The following is a 26,559-nucleotide window of genomic DNA, read 5'->3' as shown; positions in this document are numbered from 1 at the left end:
GACCGTGGCGAAGAATTATTATGACATTACGCTGGCACTGGCAGGGATCTGCCAGTCCGCTCGCTTGGTTCAGCAACTGGCTCATGAAGGCCAGTGCGATAATGAGGCATTGAACACCATCTTGGGCGGGCTACTACAGACCGACCCACCGTCAACACTTGCGGTGTACGGCGGTAATGAGCAATCGCTGAAAATGGGATTGGAGACGCTGCAAACGGTCTTAAATGCCAATCGTCAGGGGCCAGCAGCAGAATTGACCCGCTATACCCTCAGCTTAATGGTGTTAGAACGCAAGCTCAATGGCAATAAGCCTGCCATGAATACATTGGGTGACCGAATCAATCAGCTTGATCGCCAACTGGCACATTTCGATCTTGAATCAGAAACAATGATGAGTTCACTGGCATCCATTTATACTGATGTCATCAGCCCTCTCGGCCCACGCATTCAGGTTACCGGTTCACCCGCTATTTTACAAAGCACGTTGGTGCAGGCAAAAGTTCGTGCCGCCCTGCTGGCGGGTATTCGCTCAGCCGTGCTTTGGCAACAAGTCGGTGGAAGCCGCTTGCAGTTAATGTTTTCGCGAAATCGTCTTTTTAAACAGGCACAGAGTATTCTTGCTCATAATTGAACCATACCAAAGTAATTGGAGTTGCCACCGATGGAATTATCCTCACTGACCGCCGTTTCACCTATTGATGGTCGCTACGGCGACAAAGTCAGCGCACTGCGCCCAATCTTTAGCGAATTCGGTTTGCTGAAATTCCGCGTGCAGGTCGAAGTACGTTGGCTGCAAAAACTGGCCGCCTGCGCAGAGATCAAAGAAGTTCCGGCTTTTGATGCCGACGCAAACGCTTACCTTGACAAGATCGTGCAACAGTTCAACGAACAAGATGCACAGCGCATCAAAACCATTGAGCGCACGACTAATCATGATGTGAAAGCTGTTGAGTATTTCCTGAAAGAAAAAGTAGCGAGTGTTCCGGCGTTGCACGCAGTGTCAGAATTTATTCACTTTGCTTGTACTTCAGAAGATATCAATAACTTATCCCACGCCTTAATGTTGCAAACCGCCCGTCAGGATGTGGTATTGCCAATGTGGCGGCAGATTATTGATTCAATTAAAGCGCTGGCCCACCAGTACCGTGATTTGCCACTGCTGTCCCGTACCCATGGTCAGCCAGCCACACCTTCAACCATCGGTAAAGAACTGGCTAACGTTGCTTACCGTATGGAGCGCCAGTTCCGTCAACTGTCACAAGTGGAAATTCTGGGTAAAATCAACGGTGCAGTAGGTAACTATAATGCTCACATCGTTGCTTATCCTGAAGTGGACTGGCATCAGTTCAGCGAAAGTTTTGTCACGTCGCTGGGGATCAACTGGAACCCATACACTACGCAAATTGAACCTCATGATTACATTGCCGAACTGTTTGATTGTGTTGCCCGTTTCAATACTATCCTGATCGATTTTGACCGTGATATTTGGGGTTACGTTGCCCTAAATCATTTCAAACAAAAAACTATCGCCGGTGAAATCGGTTCAAGCACCATGCCCCATAAAGTGAACCCCATTGATTTCGAAAACTCCGAAGGCAATTTGGGCATGTCCAATGCGGTGCTCGGACATCTGGCCAGTAAATTACCGGTTTCCCGCTGGCAGCGCGACCTGACTGACTCCACAGTGCTCCGTAATTTAGGTGTTGGTTTGGGCTATGCGTTAATAGCCTATCAGGCGACAATGAAAGGCATTAGCAAGTTGGAAGTCAACGAAACGCACCTACTGGATGAGCTTGATCACAACTGGGAAGTTCTGGCTGAGCCGATCCAAACCGTAATGCGCCGTTATGGCATTGAAAAACCGTATGAAAAACTCAAAGAACTCACCCGTGGCAAGCGGGTAGATGCCGCAGGCATGCAGGCATTTATCGATGGCCTTGCCTTACCGGAAGAAGAAAAAACCCGGTTGAAAGCAATGACGCCCGCTAATTATATTGGCCGGGCAGCCACTATGGTCGATGAATTAAAGTAATTTTTTAATCCCTAATACAGGTGGTAGCCCTATGCCACCTGTATTATCCTCCTGATTTCTCTTATTTTCCTGCGTACTCTCCCCTCCTGTTTAGCAACGGTTTAGCCGTTATCATCGATAATATCCGCGATGCCAAAAGGACGTTACAATTGCAGGAGCTATTATTATATGTTGAAGCAAACCTTATTATCTCTCGCCCTGATGGGTACCTGTACAGCCGCAATAGCAGGTGATTACACTTATGTAGCGGGTGGCTTGCAATACGGTGCCATCAGCAATAAGGCCCGTTTTGATAAACAGTTTGACCAAAAAAAGTACAGCCAGACTGGTAATCGCGAGATGGGCGGCATTTATCTGAATGGTGGCTATGGATTTGATAATGATCTCTTTATTGATGCCCGCCTGAACAGTATTGCCAATAACGATCGCGGCCTTGCACAAGCAGTGCTCGGCTTGGGGTACCACTTTGCTTTTTCACCTAATATCGATTTTTATAGCTTAGTGGGTGGCAGCCGCCATGCGATGGTATTTGATGCCAGCAAAGACGGTAAAAAAACCAATACCTACAATAGCGCTACCGGTGAAATCGGTATTAAGAGCAAACTCACGCAAAGTATCGGTATGGATGTTGCCTATCGCCTGGCAAATTATGACCACCGGGCATTCCATGAAGCGCGAATTACGACGAGCTACGCCTTAACACAGAGCCTTGCAGCGGAAGTAGGTTACACCTACCATAACTGGAAAGTGAGTGATCAAGCAATGCAAGCAGGTTTACGTTACAACTTCTAATTCATTGATTTTAATTATTTACTTGCCGGGTAATATTGAGTTGCCCGGTTAAGTCTTATCGAGGAATGTGGTATGCGGGTTCTGGTTGTGGAAGATAATGCTTTATTGCGTCACCATCTTACCGTGCAAATGCGTGAAATGGGCCATCAGGTTGATGCAGCGGAAGATGCTAAAGAAGCAGACTATTTCTTGCAAGAGCATGCCCCGGATATCGCGATTATTGATCTCGGCCTTCCCGGGGAAGATGGCTTAAGTCTTATTCGTCGCTGGCGCAGTCATCAAACAAACTTACCTATTCTGGTGCTCACAGCACGGGAAAGCTGGCAAGATAAAGTCGCCGTGCTGGAAGCGGGTGCCGATGATTACGTGACTAAGCCCTTTCATCTTGAAGAAGTCATCGCACGGATGCAGGCGTTGATGCGCCGCAATATTGGTTTAGCATCTCAGGTAATTGAATTCCCTCCGTTTCAGATTGACCTCTCGCGCCGAGAGTTGTGTGTCAATCAGCAACAGATTAAACTGACGGCCTTTGAATACACTATCATCGAAACCCTTATTCGTAATGCCGGTAAAGTGGTCAGCAAAGATACGCTCATGCTGCAACTCTATCCTGATGCAGAACTACGTGAGAGCCACACCATCGATGTATTAATGGGCCGTTTGCGTAAAAAGCTACTGGCAGAACATGAAGGCGAAGTGATTACGACCATCCGAGGTCAGGGATACCGTTTTGACGCCAGCTAGACACTATGTTCAGGAAAAATAGCAAACCGTTCTCTCTTCGTGCGCGTTTTCTTATGGCGACAGCAGGTGTCATTTTAGCGCTGTCGTTATCTTATGGCATGGTTGCCGTGGTTGGGTACATTGTCAGCTTTGATAAAAATACCTTCAGTGCCCATCGCGGTGAAAGTAACTTATTTTTCAGTTTGGCTCAGTGGCATGATAATAAACTGAGTATTTCGGTTCCCCCTGAACTTGAACTGAACATCCCAACGTTAGTGCTGATTTATGACAAAGACGGCAATATTTTGTGGCGTCAGCGCCATGTGCCCGAGCTTGAATCGCATATCGAAAAAAGTTGGTTACAAAAACCCGGCTTCTACGAACTGGATACCGGGACACACATCAGTAGCATGATGTTGGGTGATAACCCCAAAGCCCAAGACCAGCTAAAAAAATATGACGATACTGATAACAGCGCCCTAACGCACTCAATCTCCGTCAATACTTATCCTGCGACCTCACGCTTACCACAGCTCACCATTGTGGTCGTAGATACCATCCCGCAGGAGTTACAACGTTCTGACTTGGTGTGGAACTGGTTTAGCTATGTGTTACTGGCTAATTTGCTGTTGGTGGTTCCCTTACTGTGGCTGGCGGCCTACTGGAGCCTGCGGCCAATTAAAGCACTGGTCAGTCAAATCAGTCAGTTGGAAAAAGGTGAACGCGAACAACTGGATGAAAATCCACCGCGTGAATTACAGAGCTTGGTTCGAAACCTCAATATTTTGCTCACCAATGAGCGTCAACGTTACACCAAGTATCGCACAACCTTGTCGGATCTCACCCACAGCCTTAAGACCCCACTGGCGGTATTACAGACCACCCTGCGTTCTTTACGTACCGGCAAGCAGACGACCATCGAAGAGGTCGAACCTATCATGCTAGAGCAGATAAGCCGTATCTCTCAGCAAATTGGCTATTACCTGCACCGCGCCAGTATGCGTTCCGAACAGAATGTACTGGTCCGGGAAATCCACTCGGTACCGGCGCTGTTAGACAGCTTGTGCAGCGCACTGAATAAAGTCTATCAGCGTAAAGGGGTAGTACTCACGCTGGATATCTCACCTGAAGTCACCTTCCTTGGTGATAAAAATGACTTTATGGAAGTGATGGGCAACGTACTGGATAACGCTTGCAAGTATTGTCTTGAATTCGTTGAGATTACCGCCCTACACTCTGAAAAACAGCTAACTATTGTGGTAGATGATGATGGACCGGGTATTCCTGAAAATAAGCGGTTGCTGATTTTCCAGCGCGGCCAGCGAGTTGACACTTTGCGCCCTGGACAAGGGCTGGGGCTATCCGTGGCCGCCGAAATTATTGAACAGTATCAAGGTGAGATTTCCATCACTGAAAGCCCGTTAGGTGGAGCCAAAATGATGGTGACTTTTGGCCAGCAACATGATTATCACGATGATTAACAAAATTTGCCTGCCAGCCCCTGATACTAAAGGCTGGCTTCCGTTATAATCACAAGCAAATTCCCTCCTATTCTGGAATAAACATGGATTACCAACTCTGTCTCGATTGGCCTGACTTTCTGCAACGTTACTGGCAGAAACGCCCCGTTATCCTCAAACGCGGTTTTAAAAACTTTATAGACCCGCTCTCGCCGGATGAACTTGCTGGGCTAGCGATGGAAAATGAAGTCGACAGCCGCTTGGTAAGCCATGAAGATGGTCGTTGGCAAGTGAGCCACGGCCCGTTTGAGAGTTTTGATCACTTAGGTGAAACCAACTGGTCGCTGCTGGTTCAAGCTGTTGACCATTGGCATGAGCCTGCCGCTGCATTAATGCGCCCCTTCCGCCAGCTATCTGACTGGCGTATGGATGATTTGATGATCTCCTTCTCCGTACCCGGTGGCGGTGTTGGCCCACATTTTGATCAATATGATGTCTTTATCATTCAGGGGACTGGCCGCCGCCGCTGGCGAGTGGGTGAAAAAACTGAAATGAAGCAGCATTGCCCACACCCTGACTTGCTACAAGTCGCTCCCTTTGATGCCATCATTGATGAGGAAATGGAGCCGGGCGATATTCTCTACATTCCACCGGGTTTCCCCCATGAAGGCTATGCACTTGAAAATGCATTGAATTATTCAGTCGGTTTCCGCGCGCCAAATGGCCGTGAATTAGTCAGTGGTTTTGCCGATTATATCCTTTCGCGTGAATTGGGGAGCTACCGTTACAGTGATCCTGATTTGCAACTGCGTGACCAGCCAGCAGATATTTTGCCACATGAAGTCGATAAGCTGCGGGCAATGATGTTGGATTTACTCCAGCAACCCGAGCATTTCCAAAACTGGTTTGGTGAGTTTACTTCTCAATCACGTCATGAGCTGGATGTTGCGCCACCTGAACCACCTTATCAGGCCAGTGAGATCTATGATTTGCTACAACAAGGTGAAGCATTACGCCGCCTTAGTGGCCTGCGCGCTTTACGTATTGGTGATAGCTGCTTTGTTAACGGTGAACTGATTGATACGCCGCATATGAGTGCTGCCAATGCTTTGTGTCAACATTTCAGTGTGGATGCTCAACAACTTGGTGATGCATTGGAAGACCCAGCGTTCCTGGCACTGCTGGCGGAACTGGTTAATAGCGGTTATTGGTATTTCAACGACTAATCTCTGTGATATATGATACCAAACGCCCCATTTACGGGGCGTTTGGTATAGGCGGTTAAGCAGGTAGCAGGCAATTTATGACGCTTTAGCTCGTGCTGCTGTCAGTTCAGAAATCCGCATGATTACTGCAACCGCCTTCTCCATCCCTTCCAGCGTAATAAATTCATGTTTACCATGATAATTATAACCACCAGTAAAGATATTGGGACAAGGTAATCCGAGGAAAGATAACTGCGCGCCATCAGTGCCTCCCCGTATCGGCTTCATGACGGGCGTGATATCGCAATCACGCATCGCCTGTTGTGCTAACTCGATGATATGCGGGTGCTTGATTATATGTTCACGCATATTGTAATAACTGTCATCCATAACGATTTCGATGTAGCAGTCACGATGCAAACCTTTACCAACCCGCTTAGCAATATCCACCATATTCTTCTTACGGGCTTCAAAACCATCACGGTTGAAATCACGTACTATATAGTGCATTTCTGCCCGCTCAACAGTGCCTTTAATACTTTGCAGATGATAGAAACCCTCGTAACCATCTGTACATTCAGGAGTTTCACTTGCAGGAAGTTCCTGATGGAAACGGGTCGCCAGTGATAATGCATTTACCATTACCCCTTTGGCACTGCCGGGATGGACATTATTACCAACAACCTTGATCGTTACTGACGCCGCATTAAAGTTTTCAAACTCTAACTCGCCAACACCACCACCATCAACGGTATAAGCCCACTGGGCATCAAACTCGTCCACATTAAAGAAGCGTGCACCTTTGCCAACCTCTTCATCGGGAGTGAATGCAATGCGGATATCGCCGTGAGGCACATTACTGTGCTTTAACCGCACCATTGCAGTAATAATTTCGGCAATACCGGCTTTATCATCGGCCCCCAGCAAGGTTTTACCATCAGTGGTAATTAATGTGTGGCCGAGTAGCTGGTGTAATACCGGGAACATGACCGGTGACAACACCTCGTCGCCTATCCCCAAGGCAATATCCCCACCACGGTAACTTTCTACAATCTGTGGATTAACATTTTTGCCCGAAAAATCAGGTGACGTATCGAGATGTGCAATAAAACCAATAGTGGGGACCGGCCAAGAGACATTTGCAGGTAATGTTGCCATTACACAACTGTGATCACTCAAGGTAACCAGAGAAAAACCCAGCGCCTGCAACTCATGCTGTAATGCCAGCGCAAGCTTGTGCTGCCCCTCAGTGCTCGGCACGGATTTTACATTGGCTTTTGCTTGTGTATCAAAAGAGACATAGTTGAAAAAGCGGTCGAGTAATTTGTCCATGGTTCCCACCCTCATAATAGTGAATATCATTATGGGGAAGTGATCGTGATCAAATATTGCGTCAAGTCAGCTTTAGGCAAACTTAAGCCAGAATAATAAGGTGGGATGCTAAAACCCTGCTGGGTGATTTATTCATCAACCCGCAGGGACTATCGTTTATTTATACGCCATTTTGGCTAATTACTGCTATCACCCTGACGATTCTCGCCCCGGGTAGTCAAAAACTCACGCACATATTCCGGTACTACTTTACTGGCCAAACCATAATGTTTTTCATCAAACTGGCTTTCTACCTGACTGGGTTCCAGATTCAATTCAACGGTATGAGCACCGTGCAAACGTGACTCATGGACAAACCCAGCCGCTGGATAGACGTGGCCTGAAGTTCCTATCGAGATAAAGAAATCAGCCTCAGCCAGCGCCTGATAGATATCATCCATCCCCATCGGCATTTCACCAAACCACACAATATGAGGTCGCAAAGGGGATGGGAACTGGCAGCAATGACAACGCTCGTCAGCCGAGAGATCCCCCGGCCAATCTAATACCTGACCAGACTGCGTGCAACGCACCTTCAGCAATTCACCGTGCATATGGATAACACGCTTACTGCCTGCCCTTTCATGCAAATTATCAATATTCTGGGTAATCAGAACAAAGTTATCACCCAGCACCGCTTCCAAATCTGCCAGCGCCTGATGCGCCGCATTGGGTGCAATTTCTGGCTGCTGCAATTGACGGCGACGAGCATTATAAAAAGCTTGAACTAACTCAGGGTCGCGACGATACCCTTCCGGCGTTGCAACATCTTCCACCTGATGCTCTTCCCATAGGCCATCTGCGGCACGGAAAGTACGGATGCCTGACTCAGCAGAAATCCCCGCACCAGTAAGCACCACCACAAACGGTTTCTTCATTTCTGCTGTAGCAGCACTGTCCCGATGAAAGATACGGGAGCGAAAACGTTGATGCCGCAAATGCTTATTCTTGCGAAACCGACATAGCCGATGGCGAATACGCATAACTTTTGCCTCTATATTGGATATCGTTATTGTTTGTGACGACTCTATAGCTTGTGACGACTATTATTCACTCAAATGCAGAAACGCAGCGCCACGAACGCCGCCCGCATCACCATAACGCGCTTTTTCAATGCGTGGCAATCGGGCCACTCGCAATAAATGCTGGGGTAAGCGTTTTGGTAGTTCCTGATAAATCTTGTCAAAATTAGATAGCCCGCCACCAATGACAACCAGATGTGGATCAAGCATCGTCAATAGATTACCCAAACATACCGCCAGCACATCCATAAAGCGCTCAATATGGGCTACTGCTTTGGGCTCGCCAGTATTATAGTTGGCGATAATCTCAGTGGCGGGCAGCGATTGTTGGTTAAAGTGCTTATACATCCATTCAAAACCACGCCCTGAGATATAATTCTCTATGCAACCGTTATGGCCGCAACCACAGGGTACGCGCGGAATATCTGCGCCTAAAATATCCAACGCATCTACCGGTAACCGAAAGTGGCCGAATTCGCCGGTAATATGATTCCGCCCGCTAACAATACTGCCATTAACAATCAGGCCACCGCCAACACCGGTGCCAAGAATTAGCCCCAGAACTGTTGGATAAGTGCGAAATTCAGGATCCCACGCTTCGGACAGCGCAAAACAGTTAGCATCGTTATCGATTCGAACTTCACGCTCAATCAGGCGGGAAAGATCACCCTGCAATAATTGCCCCATGGCCGATGGCACATTGGCCGTAAATACTGTGCCATCATCGGCATTGGGTAAACCAGGAATACCAATACCCACACTGCCTTTAACACCACAATATGCATCAGCTTCCAGCGTTAAATCACGCAAAGTTTGCAGTAACTGCTGATAATCTTCACGGGGCGTTGGGACTCGTTTATGCCAGATTCGTTGCAGATTGGCATCAAAAACGCCTAACTCAATCTTGGTGCCGCCCATATCAAAACCGTAATACATAGAATTGTCCTTATATACCCTAAATAATTCGAGCGGTAGGAAGACGGCAACTGAGTAAGTCCCCAGGCGCTTACTGAAGCAAGTGACTGGGGGTAAACGAAAGCAGCCAACGCAGATGCGGCTTGAAGTATAACGGGGGGAATTATTGCCCGCTTAATACCCGAGCCGGATCAATACGACTTGCGCGACGTGCAGGATACCAACTGGCAATTAAACTCAGCACCAGCGCGGTGGCTAATACGCAGGCTACATCAAACCAGTGCAATTCTGACGGCAGGAAATCAATGAAATAGATATCGCCAGACAAGAATTGATGGCCAATCAGCCGCTCCAGCCCACGGATAATGTTGGTCAATTGCATTGAGACAATTACCCCCACTATCACCCCGCTGATACTGCCGATAAGTCCGGCTAATAAGCCATACCAGATAAAGATTGCACGGATCAGACCATCTTTGGCCCCTAATGTGCGTAACACGGCTATATCGCTACTTTTATCTTTAACAGCCATAACCAGGGTGGACACAATATTAAAACTGGCAACACCTATCACCAGCACCATGGCCAAATACATGATGGTACGAATCATCTGGATATCGCGGTACATATAGCCATAAGTGCCAATCCAACTGCTGATATAAACATATGCATTGCTCACTTCACCGGCACTTCGCACCAGTTTGTTGGCGTTGTATACATCATTGACCTTGATGGCTATACCAGTGACACTGTCACCCATTTCCAAGTATTGCTGGGCATCAGCTAAAGGGACCAGTGCCAGACTGTGATCCAACTGACCACTGAGTTGAAAAACACCGGCGACCTGTAAGCGAATACGCTTAGGTTGCAGCAGTTTCATTTCAGGATCACTATTCGGGATCATTACTGTCAGCCATGACCCCTGCTTCACACCTAATGCGTCAGCCAGACCTTTACCTAAAATAATCTGCTGCTGACCCGCTTTGAAATTATCCCAAGCATGGTCAAGCACAAAGCTGGGTAATGCGCTAAGACGCTGTTCTGCCTGCGGATCAACACCTTTAACCTGTACTGCACGCAGTTGTGTGGCATTTTCAATCAGACCGGTGAAATTGATATAGGGGGCGGCCGCTACGATACCAGGCACTTTTTCAATACGTTGCAGGGTTTGCGGCCAGCCACTGAACGGCTGATTAACCACCGCAATTTCGCCGTGTGGTACCACGGCCAAAATGCGATCTTTCAGCTCACGTTCGAAGCCATTCATCGCACTTAGACCCACGATCAATACTGCAACACCCAAGGCGATACCCAAGGTAGATATCACTGAAATTAATGACACCATACCGCCACGACGGCGGCCACGGCTAAACCGTAAGCCGATTAAAAGTGAAAGTGGCGACACACCCATTACTCAGCCCCCACCAGTGTCAAGTGCTGCTGTAGCTGGCCATCGCGCATTTCCAACTGGCGGCTCATACGTTTTGCTAACTGCAAATCGTGGGTTACCACTAAAAATGCCGTCCCCTGGCGAACATTCAATTCACCTAACAGATTAAAGATGCTGTCAGCATTACGTTGGTCCAGGTTACCGGTCGGTTCATCTGCCAAAACCAGTGACGGGTTGTTCACCAGCGAACGGGCAATCGCCACCCGCTGACGCTCACCACCAGACAACTCAGACGGCCGATGTTTGCTCCGTTTTTCCAACCCTACCGCGGTCAACATCGCCCGGGCTTTATCCTGCGCCTCTGCGGGTTTGGCTCCACCGATTAACAGTGGCATTGCGACATTCTCCAATGCGGTAAAATCAGGCAGTAAATGGTGGAATTGATAGATAAAACCTAACTCTCGGTTACGTAATTCCGCTTTCGCGGTGGAAGAGAGCTGATTCAGTGAACGGCCCTGATAAATAACCTCGCCGGAGGTTGGGGAATCCAGACCACCCAACAGATGCAATAAGGTACTTTTACCTGAACCGGAACTGCCGACAATCGCCATCAGCTCACCAGCTTCGATAGTGAACGACACATTACGCAATACCTCAGTGTGCAATTGCCCTTCCTGATAGCGTTTGCACAAATCTAAACACTGTAATAATGGATGGTTACTCATAGCGTAAAGCCTCGGCAGGTTGTGCGGCGGCAGCGCGCCAGGAAGGATAAAGCGTGGACAACAAGGCAATCGCCATCGCCAACAGAGCAATCACGGTGACCTGTACCGGGTTAATCTCCACCGGCAAGGTGGCACCATCAATCAATAAACCGAGAATCGGGATAATCGTGTTCAATTGGCTGGCGAGCAAAATACCCAGCCCGGCACCAAGTAATGCGCCAATTACCCCGGCGGTAGCCCCCTGCACCATAAAGACCAGCATGATTTGGCGGCGGCTCAAGCCTTGAGTTTGCAAAATCGCCACTTCACCCTGCTTCTCCATCACTAACAGGCCCAACGAGGTAATTATATTAAAGGCTGCGACGGCAATAATCAGGCTAAGTAGCAACCCCATCATATTTTTTTCCATACGCACCGCCTGGAACAATTCGCCTTTACGCTCCCGCCAATCTTTCCATACCGTGCCTTCAGGCAACGCCTGTTGGCTCAGGCTATCAACAGACAAAGGTTGTGCAAGGAATAGACGCCAGCCGGTAATATTGCCAGCCGGATAACGCATCAGACGTGATGCATCCTGCTGATTAACCAGCATTTGATAGCCATCAACCTCACTGTCTGCGGCGAATGTTCCAATGATATTAAACAGCCGCTGGCTAGGAATGCGCCCCATTGGCGTGAACTGACTGGCGCTAGGGACCATCAAACGCAATGTTTCACCACGTTTAACACCCAACTGGCCCGCCAGTTTTTCGCCCAGGATAATATTGTAGCTCCCCGGCTGTAAATCCTTCAGGTGCACGTTAACCAAATAATCAGCCAGTGGTTCATGACGCTCGGGATCAACACCCAGCATCACACCAGCCGCCAGATTGCGGGCACTCTGCAACACCACATCCGCAGTGGTTAGCGGCACAATATCAGTAACGCCAGTCAACGATTTAAGTGCAGAGGCAGGGATCTTATTCGGGTCAAGAGAGCCTTGTGGCGTGGTAATCAGCGCCTGCGGCATCAGCCCCAAAATATTATTCTGCAAATCACGCTCAAAACCATTCATCACCGACAGTACCGTGATCAGCGCCATCACGCCAAGCGTGATGCCAATAGTAGAAAGCCATGAGACGAACCGACCGAAGCGGTCAGATGCACGCCCGCGCATATAACGCAGGCCAATAAATAGTGCGACAGGTTGATACATGAAATCTGTTTAGATCCTGTTGCTAAAGCAAAGTGATCGAGGATAATAAAGGGTACTACGCCTTTATGGAACCATTAACCGCCTATATCCTTCATATTTCAAGTTACAGGTGTGTTGGCCGCGCTCGTTTACCCGAATCACTTACTTTAGTAAGCTCATCGGGATTTTCTCGCTTGCCGCCTTCCTGCACCTTGAGATCTATTGGATATATCTCTGGCTTTTATTCCAAATCAGGGTGCCAGTCTGTGGCTATGCCCCCTCACGTGCTAGGATAGCCGCCGAGATAATTTGTCATCTGTTGTGCTGATACTGTCCTGCTGAACGGCAACATGGGTTAACGCTATCCCTGTTACTTGGTCATGCCGGTAGGCAGCACCCAAGTAAAAAGTCGGTAAGCAACTGATTTTGATATCATTTATGCTAGCCCATAGGGTGAAGGCTCATTAATACTCAAGCGCTTAGATAACTAAGTGATTGGGGTGAGCAAGGGCAGCCAACACCTCTGCCTCTTGAAGGGCGGCGGGTATACAAACTAAGAGACTGTTTAACTGCTTATGTCCCAACAATATCGTTATTCATTGCCGCAGCGGCCTGGTGATACCCGTCAATTAGGTCAGTTGACTGGCTCAGCCTGCGCGGTGGAATGTGCGGAAATCATTGAGCGCCATGATGGCCCGGTAATGTTAATTACCCCTGACATGCAAACGGCCCTGCGCTTGCGTGATGAGGTGCAACAATTCTCACTCCGCCCAGTAAGTACCCTATCCGATTGGGAAACACTGCCTTACGACAGTTTCTCGCCGCATCAGGATATTATTTCAGCGCGCCTTTCGTGTTTGTATCATCTGCCCGCGATGGATCGCGGTGTTATTATTCTCCCGATTAATACACTGATGCAACGCGTATGCCCGCATGAATTCCTACACGGCCATGCGCTGGTGATGAAAAAAGGCCAGCATCTGTCGCGTGATAAACTACGCGCACAACTTGAGCAGGCAGGATACCGCAGTGTTGATCAGGTAATGGAACATGGTGAGTTTGCGACCCGTGGGGCATTGCTTGATTTGTATCCGATGGGCAGTGAAGAGCCGTATCGAATTGATTTCTTTGATGATGACATTGACAGTCTGCGCGTGTTTGATGTTGATTCGCAGCGCACGCTGTCTGAAGTTGAACAGATAAACCTCCTGCCTGCGCATGAATTTCCGATAGACAAAACCGCAATCGAGTTATTCCGTAGCCAATGGCGTGAACAATTTGAAGTTCGCCGCGACGCTGAACACATCTATCAGCAAGTCAGTAAAGGCATCTGGCCTGCGGGTATCGAATATTGGCAACCCTTGTTCTTTAGCCAACCGTTGCCCTCACTGTTCAGTTATTTACCTGAAAATACCTTATTGGTAAATACCGGCGATCTGGAAGGTTCTGCTGAGCGTTTCTGGCTAGATGTGAATCAGCGCTTTGAAAGCCGCCGTGTTGACCCAATGCGCCCATTGCTGGCACCCGATACGCTCTGGTTACGGGTTGATTCGCTGTTCACTGAGCTAAAAAAGTGGCCTCGGCTGCAGTTCAAGACAGACCCACTGCCGACTAAAGCTGCCAATACCAATTTGCACTATCAGCCCCTGCCTGATGTGGCTGTGCAAGCACAGCAAAAAGCGCCACTGGATAACCTGCGCCGCTTTATCGAAACATTCAGTGGCAGCATCGTGTTTTCAGTCGAAAGCGAAGGCCGACGAGAAACGCTACAAGACCTGTTGGCCCGGATAAAAATCAGTCCGAGCCTGATTACAGCGTTACCACAAGCGGCGGCTCCCGGTCATTATCTGATGATCGGCGCCAGTGAACGCGGCTTCCTCGATACCGATAAACAATTAGCGCTGATTTGTGAAAGTGACCTACTTGGCGAGCGCGTCAGCCGCCGTCGGCAGGATAATCGGCGTACCATCAATACCGATACCCTAATCCGCAATCTGGCCGAGCTGCGCCCCGGTCAGCCAGTGGTTCATCTGGAACATGGTGTCGGCCGCTATCTGGGCTTAACCACGCTCGAAGCTGGCGGCATCAAAGCTGAATACCTGATACTGACCTACGCCGGTGAAGATAAGTTGTATGTGCCAGTCTCATCTTTGCATCTGATTAGCCGTTATTCCGGCGGTGCTGATGAAAATGCGCCACTGCATAAACTGGGCGGAGAAGCCTGGGGTCGGGCACGACAAAAAGCGGCCGAGAAAGTGCGAGACGTGGCAGCCGAACTGCTGGATATCTATGCCCAGCGCGCCGCCAAGTCTGGTTTTAAATTCAAACATGACCGCGAGCAATACCAGTTATTTTGCCAAAGCTTCCCGTTTGAAACCACGCCAGATCAGGAACAGGCCATTAATGCGGTTCTCAGCGATATGTGTCGGCCGCTGGCGATGGATCGCCTGGTATGTGGCGATGTTGGTTTCGGTAAAACCGAAGTGGCAATGCGTGCTGCGTTCCTCGCAGTTGCCAATAATAAGCAAGTAGCCGTATTGGTCCCCACTACACTACTTGCCCAACAGCATTTCGATAACTTCCGTGATCGCTTCGCCACTTGGCCGGTCAGGATAGAAATGATGTCCCGTTTCCGCAGTGCCAAAGAGCAGCAAGTGATTCTGGAGCAAGCCGCTGAAGGTAAAGTCGATATCATTATCGGCACCCATAAGTTGCTGCAAAGTGACCTGCGCTGGCAAGATCTCGGCCTGCTGATTGTCGATGAAGAGCATCGCTTCGGTGTTCGTCATAAAGAGCGGATCAAAGCGATGCGTGCCGATGTGGATATTCTGACCCTAACAGCCACACCGATTCCGCGTACCTTGAATATGGCGATGAGCGGCATGCGCGACTTGTCGATTATTGCCACCCCACCGGCGCGGCGCCTGGCAGTGAAAACCTTTGTACGGGAGTACGACAGCCTGGTTATTCGCGAAGCCATCCTGCGTGAGGTTCTGCGCGGTGGGCAGGTTTATTACCTGTACAACGACGTGGAAAACATTGAGAAGGCCACACAACGTCTGGCGGAGCTGGTTCCTGAGGCGCGTATCGCTATCGGTCACGGCCAGATGCGTGAACGGGATCTGGAGCGGGTGATGAATGATTTCCATCATCAGCGCTTCAACGTTTTGGTCTGTACCACCATTATCGAAACAGGTATTGATATTCCTAGCGCCAATACCATTATCATCGAGCGCGCGGATCACTTTGGCCTGGCGCAGCTACACCAATTGCGCGGCCGGGTTGGGCGTTCACATCATCAAGCTTATGCTTACCTACTGACGCCGAATCCGAAAGCGATGACCACGGACGCTAAAAAGCGGCTGGAAGCGATTGCCTCACTGGAAGATCTTGGTGCCGGCTTTGCGCTGGCAACCCATGATCTGGAGATTCGCGGCGCGGGTGAACTGTTAGGTGAAGACCAAAGCGGCCAGATGACCACCATTGGCTTCTCACTCTATATGGAGCTGCTGGAAAGCGCGGTTGATGCTTTGAAAGAAGGCAGAGAGCCATCTCTGGAAGATTTGACCAGCAATCAGACTGAAATTGAATTGCGCATGCCGGTGCTGCTGCCAGAAGATTTCATTCCAGATGTGAATGTTCGACTTTCATTCTATAAGCGTATCGCCAGTGCCCGCAATGAGACGGAACTTGATGAGCTAAAAGTGGAGTTAATCGATCGTTTTGGCAAACTGCCCGACCCAGCACGTTATCTGTTGCACACCGCAGAGTTACGCCAGCAGGCACAAAAATTGGGCATCAAACGAATTGAAGGTAATGAGCGCGGTGGCTTTATTGAATTTAGTGATAAGAACAAAGTCGATCCTGTCTATCTGATTGGGCTATTACAGCGCCAGCCACAGATATACCGCCTGGAAGGGCCAACCAAGCTGAAGTTTATGCAAGATTTAACTGATCGTTCACAGCGACTGAAATTTATCAGTGAGTTGTTGGCCGCCTTTGCGCAGCATCGGGTAGGTTAATCAGCGAGTTAATGCGGGTTTCTCAGCAATGAGAGACCCGCGTTAATGCTAATGCCACTCGCTTAAATTTTTTGCCGGGTTTGCGGCAAAAATATGTTCTGTTTAAACGATCAGAATTAGCACTAAATCGCGGGTTCTTGGTACCAGGTCTTGGACAACAGATTTTGTATTATGCTCGGTCGTTCAGTATTAGTTGACCATTTTTATCGATCGGGATCTGCGTACCTGGATCACGATCCATACGAATTTTTCCCTGCTGATCACCAATTTTGTAGGTTACGTCATATCCCAGCATTTTTTGTGACTTGTCATAGACAGTCTGGCAACGCTGTTGAGTGGTGGTATAGGTATCACCTTCCTGCATATTACTTTGCACGCGGTTACCGGCATATCCGCCAGCCAACGCACCGGCAACAGTAGCGATATCCTTCCCTCGCCCGCCCCCTACCTGATGTCCCAGAACCCCACCAGCAACCGCACCCAACACTGAGCCAGCAATCTGATTCTCGTCTTGTACGGGTTTACGGTGAGTAACCGTGACATTACGACATTCCTGCCGAGGCGTTTTGACCGTTTCTTTAATCGGTGTCGCCGCAATAACTTGTGCATATTGCGGCGCGCCAGAGAAAACATTCATACTCGCAACTGCGGCAATTCCCAGAGCGGCCGCAATACCGATACCCACGCCTGCTAACATTGATTTGTTCACAGGAAATCCTCCTGAAAGTGTTACCACGCATCTTCTGCCCCAGAATTCCAGCGTAAAAACAGAAAATCTGACAGTTTCCGACACCAAAGGCTGTCTCTGATTAGCGGAATACGGCGTGCGTGACTCGCCGTCTGTAAACACCATGGAGTCTGCACAAAGTCGTTTGAGCTAGCAATAAGACAAATGGACTAAAAACCCAGATAATAGGTGTAAATGAATATGTTTAGGAGGAATCCGACTGTGGGTATTTGCGACCGCGAAATTTTATGCTGCAAATTTCACATTACGGGCGAACATTTTTAACGTTAAGTGCCTGAGATTGAGCAAAAAAAAACCGCCACCTTTGACTAACGGCAGCGGTTTGTTTAAGTGAGAAGACGATTAGTGCAACTTCAAGCGCGGGCGAATAACCCGATTAATCCCACCCACCAGCATCATCAGGCCAGTCTTGGTATAGCCATGTAATGCCACCTGGTGCATACGATACAGTGAGATATACACCACACGAGCAACACGCCCTTCGACCATCATTGAACCGCGCATCAGGTTGCCCATTAGGCTACCCACAGTGCTGAACTTCGACAGAGAAACCAGTGAACCGTGGTCTTTATAGATATACGGCTTCAACGGTTGCTCATTAAGCAACGCCAGAATATTGCTGTAGCAACGGCTGGCCATCTGGTGAGCCGACTGCGCGCGCGGGGGAACAAAACCGCCACTTGCCTGCGGGCAAGAAGCACAGTCACCAATAGCAAAGATATTCGCATCACGCGTCGTTTGCAGCGTTGGTTCCACCACTAACTGATTAATACGGTTGGTTTCCAGCCCAGCGATATCTTTCATAAAGTCCGGTGCTTTGATCCCCGCCGCCCACACCATCAGGTCAGCGTTAATGAACTCACCCTCTTTGGTGTTCAGGCCTTTTTCGTCCGCACTGGTCACCATGGTTTTGGTCAGCACGCGCACGCCGAGTTTAATCAATTCCTGATGCGCGGCCGCTGAAATGCGCGGGGGTAATGCGGGTAGAATCCGCTCGCCAGCTTCCACCAGCGTCACATTCAGTGCTTGATTGTCCAAGCCCTCAAAACCGTAGCTATGCAGTTGTTTCACCGCATTGTGCAGTTCCGCAGAGAGTTCCACACCGGTAGCCCCCCCACCGACGATCGCAATGTTAACTTTCCCTTTTTCACCCGGTTGCGCTGAATATTTCAGGAACAGGTTCAGCATTTCATTATGGAAACGGTGTGCCTGATGCGGGTTATCAAGGAAAATGCAGTTCTCTTTTACGCCTGGCGTACCAAAATCGTTAGAGGTACTGCCTAAGGCCATGACCAGAATGTCATAGGTCAATTCACGTTGGGTCACCAGCACATCACCGTGTTCATCGCAAATCTCAGCCAAACTGAGTGTTTTGGTTTCACGGTTAATGTCAGTTAAGGAACCTAACTGGAAGTTAAAGTGATGGTTACGCGCATGAGCCAGATAGCTCAATGCATCGACGCCATCATCAAGAGAACCAGTGGCTACTTCGTGTAACAGTGGTTTCCACAGATGACTGTGATTGCGATCAACCAGAACGATGTCCGCTTTCTTGCTGCGGCCCAGCTTATGGCCCAGACTCGTCGCCAGCTCAAGACCGCCGGCACCACCACCAATAATAACGATTTTCTTCTTCGGCGTTGTCAAAATGACCCCCTAAATGTGAACCAATTGTTAGCTAAGGGTAAAAGAATAATATCCTTAGATAACATAGGGTTCGCTGATGCTAAATCAATAATCTGTAGCCAGAATATCATGCAGGGTTATTTGGTCATACCAAAATTGATATATATCAACTTTTTTTGATTAAAGTGGCAGCATAGGGAATCTTTCTGGAATAGGATTCAAATAGTTAGCGTTTAGTCACAGTTTAGAATTTTTCTATTTGCAGCGAGGAAAAATCTTATTTTGCCGTTTTTAAGCAACAAAACGGCCTGGATAAAGGATTTAAACTCCCTTCCCCAAACCGGTTAGCAGAACGTTATAAGCTTTACAATTAACCAATCTTTAACAAACCGACAGTTTTAGGCTCAGCAGTCACTTTACGCTAGCCAAGAGTTTTAAAGGCTTTAATGCGCTGAAGGTGGGGTGAAAGATCCTTAAACTTGTGGTTTTGTTTCTCGTCCCAAACAATTTCATAATAAGGATGTAGGTCACCCGCAGTTCGCTGGCTATCAAGCATTTCATCATGACGAGACAACACCACCAGGCAACGATCGCGATTTTTCTCGCGAAAGTCATTAATACACTTGCTGGCGATATCAACATACTCTTCTGGGCGGTCGATTTTACCGCCCATATTGTCCTGCGGATACAGATTCGGGTTGAAAGCAACCTGTCGAATACCGCACAGGAAACCAATGCGCTCGGCCCAAAACCCGCCTAAACCAACACCACAAATCAGTGGTTTGACATCACCGCCCTGCTGAATGGCTTTATCCACTTCTTTCAGTAAATGCTGCATATCATGTCGAGGATGCAAGGTGCTGTAACTGATAAAACGCACATCTGGATCGATAAATTGCAGTTGCAGGACTTTCTCGTGATTACCGGGGCTATTGGAATCAAAACCATGTAAATAGACAATCATATTTATCCTCGCGACTTATACTTGTCATACGTCAAGCTGCATGTGCGTTAGCTACACTCAACTACTCGGCCCATCCGTGAGCCTCACCTCGTTGAGGCCGCTGCAACTCGAATTATTTAGAGTATATAACTTATTTCAATTGGCTCTTATGTGCATCCCAACGTGCGCTGAGTGCAGTTAATGCCTTATTCGCCTGTTGCCAGCGTGATGACCCCATCAATGATTGACGCTCAAACTGCCCAGAATGATACAAGCGCGCAACCTGATCCGCTTTGACCGGAGACAGGTTATCTAGCACGCTGATGGCACCCTGGCGGTTATTACACACCAAAATCATATCGCAACCGGCATCCAGCGAAGCCTGCCCGCGCTCGGCGTAACTGCCCATTATCGCAGCACCTTCCATCGATAAATCATCTGAGAAGATAATGCCATCAAAACCTAATTCCTGACGCAATATCTGCTGGAGCCAATACGCCGAGCCGCTGGCCGGGCGCGCATCAGCTTCAGTATAAATCACGTGAGCAGGCATGATGGCATCCAGCAGTCGCCGCTCGATCAACTCGCGAAATATAACCATATCATGAGTACGGATTTCTGCCAGTGGTCGATTATCATGTGGCGTCTCCTTATGGGAATCGGCGGTGACCGCACCATGACCGGGGAAATGCTTACCGGTGGTCTTCATCCCGGCACTATGCATTCCTCGGATAAAGCATTCCGCCATTGCCAGAGCCTGTTGTGGCTCGCTGTGGAAAGAGCGCTCACCAATAGCGGCGCTAACATGGCCGATATCCAGTACTGGCGCAAAACTGATATCGATATCCATCGCTATCATCTCTGCCGCCATCAGCCAACCGGCCTCTTGCGCCAGCTTAGCTGCCGTAGCTGCATCATTAATAGCGGCAAACGACTGGGCCGCAGGCAGGCGAGTAAAGCCATCACGAAAACGCTGCACCCGGCCCCCTTCCTGGTCAACGGCCACCACCAGACGCTCACGAGAGGCCGCCCTGATTTGACGAACTAGCTCACGCAACTGCTCCGCATCATGAAAGTTACGGCTGAACAAAATCAGACCGCCCACCAGTGGGTGTTTTAAAATCTCACGCTCTTCAGCATCCAGCTCATAGCTGGCGACGTCTAACATTACTGGTCCCACAACAACCTCACTTCATTCAATAAAATACCCCTCGGACGGGGCCGCCACAGGGGGTCGATTTGCCTGGCTGCTACGCCAATTTCTTTGGGTAACGCTACGAATTAAAACGATAAATTAAACCGCTGGCGCAGTGGCGACGCCCATTGTAAAAATGTCTCATCACCCGTTTGCTGCCAGCGCACCTCAAACCACATCAGCATCAGGTAATCAATCCACGGTAACCAGCGCTGTATCTGCTGTGATAAGCGTTTGATGTCAGGGTATCCCTGCTCACTCGCGCAGTAGTGCTGTAAAAAGGCATGTTGTTGTGGCAATAACCAGTTATTGCCGCGAAACAGCGCCGCAATATCCAATGCGATATCCCCATCGGCAGCATATTCCCAATCAATCAGTTTCAGCCCGGTTGGGGTCATTAACACATTGCCGGGATGGACATCCATATGCAACGGCGCCAACTTAATAGGCTGCGGTAGCGGGCGGCGCAGAAAGTCATGTTGGCGGCGCAACCAGGCAGGTGAGCGGCGCGTTGAGTCAATCAATTGCCCATAGCGGGTTAACTGACGGCGCAAGTCGAAACGGTAGCCGCTGATGGGCAGATGATGCAGACGGGCCAATAACTGTGGCAACTGCCCATTATCTGATAATTCAATAAATTGCTCATTAGTGACAACGTCACCTTCAAGCCAATTAACCACTAACCAGTACTGATCGGCGGCAATAATGGCCGGTGAGAAATGCTGATTGGCCACGTGTCGTAACAGTTTTCGTTCCCGCCGCCGGTTCACCCCCAACTGACGTTTGGCTAGTGATTGTTGACGTGCCAACCAGTCAATATTGGGTGCTGTAATACGCCAGCTTTCACCGGTTAGCCCCGCGACCGGACTAAAGTGATAATCGGCGATTTTCATCGCCGGATTTATGCTGTCAATGAATGCATACAGAGAGGGATCAGCGCTGAACCGGGCCATTACCAGACCAAATGATTTCGCCTGATTGCGCCTGCATCAATTGCATTTCAATGGTTGGCGACTTCACATCACCACTCACATCGCTGTACAGCACATATTGAGCGCCGACATAGCGGGCCAAACCAATCGCTTTGCTGCGCGACCCCAGGCTATCTTCTTCCGAAAGCCCCAGCGTTTGCTTAGCAACGGCTAATTGTTGCGGCGAGATCAAAACAAACTTTTTATTCGACGCTAGCACTTGATGTAATGCGGCGGTGGCTTTCGCCGTTTGCAATGCACCATTGGTGTTGTTTTTAACGCTATCCAATAGCAGAATGCTGCCATTCGCCACTTCGTTGTTATTCACCATTTTCGCCACCAACGGCTCGACACTGATAGCCCAATCGATAGATTGCACTTTCGGTGGCTGCGGCACGGTGTCTACCGGCGGAGGTGTCTCAACGACAGGGGGGGTTACCGGTTCAATGGTGACGGGCGGTGTCGTTGGTGCAACAGGCGTCCGGGACGGACAACCGGTCAGCACTAGCGCTGCTAAAACCACAAATAAATACCTTTTCATTGCCCTACTCCAATGGTGAAAATCAATCGGTTATAAAAATAAATGAAGGCGTGCACTGCGCGCATTAAAATTATTATTAACTGACTGAATAGTGACATCGTCCCCTGGTGCTATCATCATAAAACGCGGCGCTTCCAGCGGCGGCACATCTAAGCCCTGGGTATCATACCAATAAAAACGGTAGTTGATTCTTACCGGCTTATTCTGGCTATTCGTGATAACTGAACGCGCAACATTATTGCCAGAAGAGAGTGATACTGTGGGTTGAGAAGCCAAAATACCTGCCGTCAGAACCGACGAATCCATTACCACGGTTTGCTGTTTATTTACTGCAATCCCTTTCGGGTTGCTGCACCCCAATAATGTCGCGATACACGCCGACACCATCACCGGTAATAAAAACGCCTTAACACGGCGCATAGGCTTACCTCATTTAGACTCAATCATTATGCCGCTATTGATGCAGCATCATTATTTATGTGACAACAATGAACCCAGATAGCGACCACCAACCAGGTGCATATGAATATGATAGACCACTTGCCCGGCATGTTGGTTGCAGTTGATGATCAGGCGATAACCCTCTTCGGCAATGCCTTCTTGTTGTGCAAGTTTAGCCGCCACGGTAATCATACGACCCAGTGTGGCTTCATGTTCTGCCGTGACATCATTCACAGTTGGAATAAGAATGTTGGGAATGATTAAGATATGGGTGGGTGCCTGTGGGGCAATATCACGAAACGCCGTCACCAGCTCATCCTGGTAGACCACGTCGGCAGGAATTTCACGGCGGATAATTTTGCTGAAAATCGTTTCTTCGGCCATTACGCATTTCCTTTATCATTATAAAACGGAGAATGCGTAGTATGAGCGACAAATTCTATTGATTTCAACCTCAATAATCAGCCTCTGGCATAAGCCGCCGCTTTTTCAAACAAAGCGGGCTCTGGGCGAATCCCCGTATACAGCACAAATTGCTCAACCGCCTGAATAGCAAATACTTCTGCGCCAGTAATAACGGTTTTCTGCTGTGCTTTGGCGTAACGGATAAGTGGGGTGACTGCCGGCAGTGCCACCACATCAAAAATGATATCCGCACTATCTATTTCACCCTGAGTAAATGCCAGAGCATCGGCATCCTTCCCCCCCGACATCCCCACCGGCGTAGCATTAATCAACACATTAGCCCGAACATCCTGCATATCAGGGCGATAAATATAACCTGATTGATCCGCTAACTGCTTACCTGTCACTTCATTTGTCGCAATGATATAACCCTGCTTAAAACCTGCATTTTTTAATGCAAAAGCCACTGCTTTTGCCATGCCACCACTGCCACGTAAAGCAAAAACCTGCTTTGATGACACCTGATATGTCGCAAGCAACATGGCGATGGCGATATAGTCGGTGTTGTACGCCTTAAGGTAGCCTGCGGTATTGACCAGAGTATTTACTGAGTTAATGGCTTTAGCTGATGGGTCCATCTCATCCACCAGCGGAATCACCGTCTCTTTAAAGGGCATTGAGATGGCACAACCACGAAATCCCAGCGCCCGCACACCACCGATGGCGGCAACAAGATCAGTGGTGGTAAAAGCCTTATACAGATAATCGAGGTCTAAGGCATCGTACAAAAAGTTGTGAAAACGGGTACCAAAGTTACTGGGCCTGGCCGCCAGAGAAATACACACTTGGGTGTCTTTATTTAAATACCGGGTCATCTTCTCACCTTAAATAGTCATTACGCCCTGCCCGTACAAGCTTTTCATACCGAAGGACGGTGGGCGATAAGCCCTTGCTGTACTAAAAATTATCGGCTAAAAAGGTGATATTAAAAACTGCTGAGATTCATTCAATAGAGATCCTCTTTTATGGTCAGTCGACGTCTTGAGCAACAATATTTACGCTTATTGGGCGTGGTTGGGGTGCAACAGGTTACGATTACACTGCAAGAATTAGCCGACAAGCTTAGCTGCACTAAGCGCCATATGCGGACATTGCTGGTTAAAATGCAACAGGCTGGCTGGTTAATATGGCAGTCAGAAGCTGGCCGTGGTCGCCGTTCACATTTACAACTATTGCGGAACACTCATCAACTATTGATTGAAAAAGCGGAACAGTTATTGGATTCAGGCGATTTCAACGAGGCCATTGCGCTACTGGGAGAAGATAAGCAGCTTATTACCCCGTTGCTCCGAACCAAGTTGGGGTACCGGATACGTGATGACTATCAAGCCTTGCGAATTCCCTACTACCGCGCCATGGCTAACCTTTATCCTGGAACCCCACTGCGCCGATCTGAATTACATTTAGTTCGGCAGATCTTTAATGGTCTGACGCGGATAAATGAGGAAAACGGCCAAGTTGCCACCGATTTAGCCCATCAATGGCGCATGTTGGACCCATTACACTGGCGCTTTTACTTACGCCCTGGCGTACAGTTTCATGATGGTCGCGAGCTTTCCAGCCATGATGTGGTCAACTCATTGATGCGTTGTACTGACTTGCCGCTATTTTCACATATTCAATACGTCAGCGCATATGGGCCACTGAGTGTCATTATCGAACTGAATCAACCCGACCCGCAGCTTGCGCTATTGCTGACTCACCACGCAGCACTGATTTTGCCGAGCGACCACGCCTCACGACCCGATTTTGCGTCTTATCCGGTAGGCACCGGCCCTTATCGGGTCGCCGAAAATGATGATTGGCATTTGCAGATAAAATCCTTTGACCACTATTTTGGTTTTCGTGGCCTGCTGGATGAAGTTGAAGTCCTTATCTTCCCTGATCTGGCCCGTCAGCATACGCAAACGCCAACTGTACTCGCTGAGCAACTGAGTATTGATCATATTCAGAGTGCAACGTGGCTAAGCTCCAGTATCAGTGATATTGATTATGTCGCTGGATTCGCTGCCAGCCTGACGGGTAAACCTTCAGATTCAACCCAAGAGATGTTTTTGGAACGGGGTGGATATTTTCTGTTATGTGACAGCCGCTCACCCCATTGGCACCACATAGAGCAACGCCGTTGGCTGCGAGAGGTACTCAATCCATATAACGTTACCCAACGGTTGATTGAACCAATTCGCCCGTTCTGGGTACCCGCCAGCAGTGTTTTACCGACATGGTTCCACTCAATGCATTCAGGAGATAAAAGTTCTCCTTTCGCCGCGACGACAATGGCTGATGACAGCCCGGTGTTAACCTTGGCCTATCATGCCCAACACCCAGAATATACGATGCTGGTTACGGAAATGTCGCATATTTTGGCAGCACAGGGGATTAGGCTAGTGGTATCAGAGCTTGATTACGCCACCTGGGCCAAGGGCGATGCCGATGTTGATTTGTGGCTGGGGACGGTGAATTTTGCAGTTCCAGAAGAGTGGAATATCGGGGCATGGTTACTGGGTATGCCGCTATTGCGCCAATCTATTGTAGGTGGTGATGAGATGCGTTTGCAGACATACCTGCACAACTGGCGTAACCAGTCCCTCAGTACCGAGCAATTAGTCAGAGAGGTTATAGCTGACGGCTGGTTACAGCCATTATTCCATCACTGGATGCGCCTGAAAGCCCCACCGCAGGCTCAGGGCGCACATCTGAATAACCTTGGTTGGTTTGATTTCCAGACGACATGGTTATAACCACAGTAACGTTTTTCCAACAAAAAAAGGGAGGCTTTCGCCTCCCCTTTGCACTCC

23 protein-coding genes are annotated in these 26,559 nt (G+C 48.9%); 8 read left to right on the top strand and 15 right to left on the bottom strand.

Annotated features, from left to right (window positions below; all coding sequences use genetic code 11):
* Window positions 1-4: 4 nt before the first annotated feature.
* The 6 genes from hflD to V1955_RS08895 all read left to right on the top strand — a co-directional run bounded on the left by hflD (window position 5) and on the right by V1955_RS08895 (window position 6,233).
* Complete coding sequence (gene hflD, locus V1955_RS08920; RefSeq protein WP_083158551.1) at window positions 5-631, top strand: high frequency lysogenization protein HflD; 627 nt, start codon at window positions 5-7, stop codon at window positions 629-631.
* 30 nt (window positions 632-661) lie between these two features.
* A complete protein-coding gene (gene purB, locus V1955_RS08915) occupies window positions 662-2,032 on the top strand; it encodes an adenylosuccinate lyase (protein ID WP_083158550.1) in 1,371 nt (456 codons plus the stop codon).
* A 168-nt stretch (window positions 2,033-2,200) separates the two neighbouring features.
* Window positions 2,201-2,824, top strand: a complete 624-nt coding sequence (locus tag V1955_RS08910) for a YPO1635 family putative outer membrane beta-barrel protein (protein ID WP_083158549.1) — start codon at window positions 2,201-2,203, stop codon at window positions 2,822-2,824.
* A 72-nt stretch (window positions 2,825-2,896) separates the two neighbouring features.
* Window positions 2,897-3,568 (top strand): two-component system response regulator PhoP, encoded by a 672-nt coding sequence (phoP, locus tag V1955_RS08905; RefSeq protein ID WP_042569971.1) that lies wholly within the window; start codon window positions 2,897-2,899, stop codon window positions 3,566-3,568.
* A 5-nt stretch (window positions 3,569-3,573) separates the two neighbouring features.
* Complete coding sequence (phoQ, locus tag V1955_RS08900) at window positions 3,574-5,028, top strand: two-component system sensor histidine kinase PhoQ (protein ID WP_083158547.1); 1,455 nt, start codon at window positions 3,574-3,576, stop codon at window positions 5,026-5,028.
* A gap of 83 nt (window positions 5,029-5,111) precedes the next feature.
* Window positions 5,112-6,233 carry a ribosomal protein uL16 3-hydroxylase gene (locus tag V1955_RS08895; RefSeq protein ID WP_372569282.1) on the top strand — a complete coding sequence of 374 codons (1,122 nt, stop codon included), beginning with the start codon at window positions 5,112-5,114 and terminating at the stop codon, window positions 6,231-6,233.
* A 75-nt stretch (window positions 6,234-6,308) separates the two neighbouring features.
* Here V1955_RS08895 and pepT read toward each other — a convergent pair whose 3' ends face one another.
* The 6 genes from pepT to lolC form a co-directional block, all read right to left on the bottom strand.
* The gene (pepT, locus tag V1955_RS08890) at window positions 6,309-7,544 is read right to left on the bottom strand and encodes a peptidase T (RefSeq protein WP_442820804.1); all 1,236 of its coding nucleotides are present in this window, start codon (window positions 7,542-7,544) and stop codon (window positions 6,309-6,311) included.
* A 176-nt stretch (window positions 7,545-7,720) separates the two neighbouring features.
* Entirely contained in the window at window positions 7,721-8,566 is an 846-nt protein-coding gene (gene cobB / locus V1955_RS08885; protein WP_372569283.1) for a Sir2 family NAD+-dependent deacetylase, read from the bottom strand.
* A gap of 63 nt (window positions 8,567-8,629) precedes the next feature.
* Window positions 8,630-9,541 (bottom strand): N-acetylglucosamine kinase, encoded by a 912-nt coding sequence (gene nagK, locus V1955_RS08880; protein WP_083158543.1) that lies wholly within the window; start codon window positions 9,539-9,541, stop codon window positions 8,630-8,632.
* Window positions 9,542-9,683: 142 nt separating this feature from the next.
* Window positions 9,684-10,931, bottom strand: coding sequence for a lipoprotein-releasing ABC transporter permease subunit LolE (gene lolE / locus V1955_RS08875; RefSeq protein ID WP_372559254.1), 1,248 nt, complete (start codon window positions 10,929-10,931; stop codon window positions 9,684-9,686).
* Window positions 10,931-11,635, bottom strand: coding sequence for a lipoprotein-releasing ABC transporter ATP-binding protein LolD (gene lolD, locus V1955_RS08870; protein WP_442820803.1), 705 nt, complete (start codon window positions 11,633-11,635; stop codon window positions 10,931-10,933). Before lolD ends, lolE begins: the two co-directional genes overlap by 1 nt.
* Window positions 11,628-12,830: a lipoprotein-releasing ABC transporter permease subunit LolC gene (lolC, locus tag V1955_RS08865; RefSeq protein WP_420072955.1), complete on the bottom strand. Its 1,203-nt coding sequence runs from the start codon at window positions 12,828-12,830 to the stop codon at window positions 11,628-11,630. Before lolC ends, lolD begins: the two co-directional genes overlap by 8 nt.
* A gap of 554 nt (window positions 12,831-13,384) precedes the next feature.
* Between lolC and mfd the strand changes: the two genes are divergently transcribed.
* Entirely contained in the window at window positions 13,385-16,831 is a 3,447-nt protein-coding gene (mfd, locus tag V1955_RS08860) for a transcription-repair coupling factor (protein ID WP_083158538.1), read from the top strand.
* A 169-nt stretch (window positions 16,832-17,000) separates the two neighbouring features.
* Here mfd and V1955_RS08855 read toward each other — a convergent pair whose 3' ends face one another.
* From V1955_RS08855 to V1955_RS08815, 9 genes are all read right to left on the bottom strand, one after another.
* Window positions 17,001-17,540, bottom strand: coding sequence for a glycine zipper 2TM domain-containing protein (locus V1955_RS08855; RefSeq protein ID WP_005183154.1), 540 nt, complete (start codon window positions 17,538-17,540; stop codon window positions 17,001-17,003).
* Window positions 17,541-17,921: 381 nt separating this feature from the next.
* Window positions 17,922-19,226, bottom strand: coding sequence for an NAD(P)/FAD-dependent oxidoreductase (locus tag V1955_RS08850; RefSeq protein ID WP_083158537.1), 1,305 nt, complete (start codon window positions 19,224-19,226; stop codon window positions 17,922-17,924).
* Window positions 19,227-19,626: 400 nt separating this feature from the next.
* Window positions 19,627-20,169 carry an alpha/beta hydrolase YcfP gene (gene ycfP, locus V1955_RS08845; RefSeq protein WP_083158536.1) on the bottom strand — a complete coding sequence of 181 codons (543 nt, stop codon included), beginning with the start codon at window positions 20,167-20,169 and terminating at the stop codon, window positions 19,627-19,629.
* 130 nt (window positions 20,170-20,299) lie between these two features.
* Window positions 20,300-21,316 (bottom strand): beta-N-acetylhexosaminidase, encoded by a 1,017-nt coding sequence (nagZ, locus tag V1955_RS08840; protein ID WP_193784640.1) that lies wholly within the window; start codon window positions 21,314-21,316, stop codon window positions 20,300-20,302.
* Between the two features lie 113 nt (window positions 21,317-21,429).
* Entirely contained in the window at window positions 21,430-22,236 is an 807-nt protein-coding gene (gene thiK / locus V1955_RS08835; RefSeq protein ID WP_102970553.1) for a thiamine kinase, read from the bottom strand.
* Window positions 22,237-22,276: 40 nt separating this feature from the next.
* A complete protein-coding gene (lpoB, locus tag V1955_RS08830) occupies window positions 22,277-22,855 on the bottom strand; it encodes a penicillin-binding protein activator LpoB (protein WP_083158533.1) in 579 nt (192 codons plus the stop codon).
* A gap of 30 nt (window positions 22,856-22,885) precedes the next feature.
* On the bottom strand, window positions 22,886-23,275 hold the full coding sequence (locus V1955_RS08825; protein WP_083158532.1) for a YcfL family protein: 390 nt from the start codon (window positions 23,273-23,275) through the stop codon (window positions 22,886-22,888).
* Between the two features lie 51 nt (window positions 23,276-23,326).
* Window positions 23,327-23,680: a purine nucleoside phosphoramidase gene (gene hinT / locus V1955_RS08820; RefSeq protein ID WP_083158531.1), complete on the bottom strand. Its 354-nt coding sequence runs from the start codon at window positions 23,678-23,680 to the stop codon at window positions 23,327-23,329.
* Between the two features lie 77 nt (window positions 23,681-23,757).
* A complete protein-coding gene (locus V1955_RS08815; RefSeq protein WP_083158530.1) occupies window positions 23,758-24,576 on the bottom strand; it encodes a shikimate 5-dehydrogenase in 819 nt (272 codons plus the stop codon).
* 150 nt (window positions 24,577-24,726) lie between these two features.
* Between V1955_RS08815 and V1955_RS08810 the strand changes: the two genes are divergently transcribed.
* Complete coding sequence (locus V1955_RS08810) at window positions 24,727-26,502, top strand: SgrR family transcriptional regulator (RefSeq protein WP_442820802.1); 1,776 nt, start codon at window positions 24,727-24,729, stop codon at window positions 26,500-26,502.
* The last annotated feature ends 57 nt before the right edge of the window (window positions 26,503-26,559 follow it).

Source organism: Yersinia sp. 2545 StPb PI, from assembly GCF_052217125.1.
Classification (GTDB): Bacteria; Pseudomonadota; Gammaproteobacteria; order Enterobacterales; family Enterobacteriaceae; genus Yersinia; species Yersinia enterocolitica_E.
This window is presented reverse-complemented; position numbering and strand designations above follow the sequence as displayed.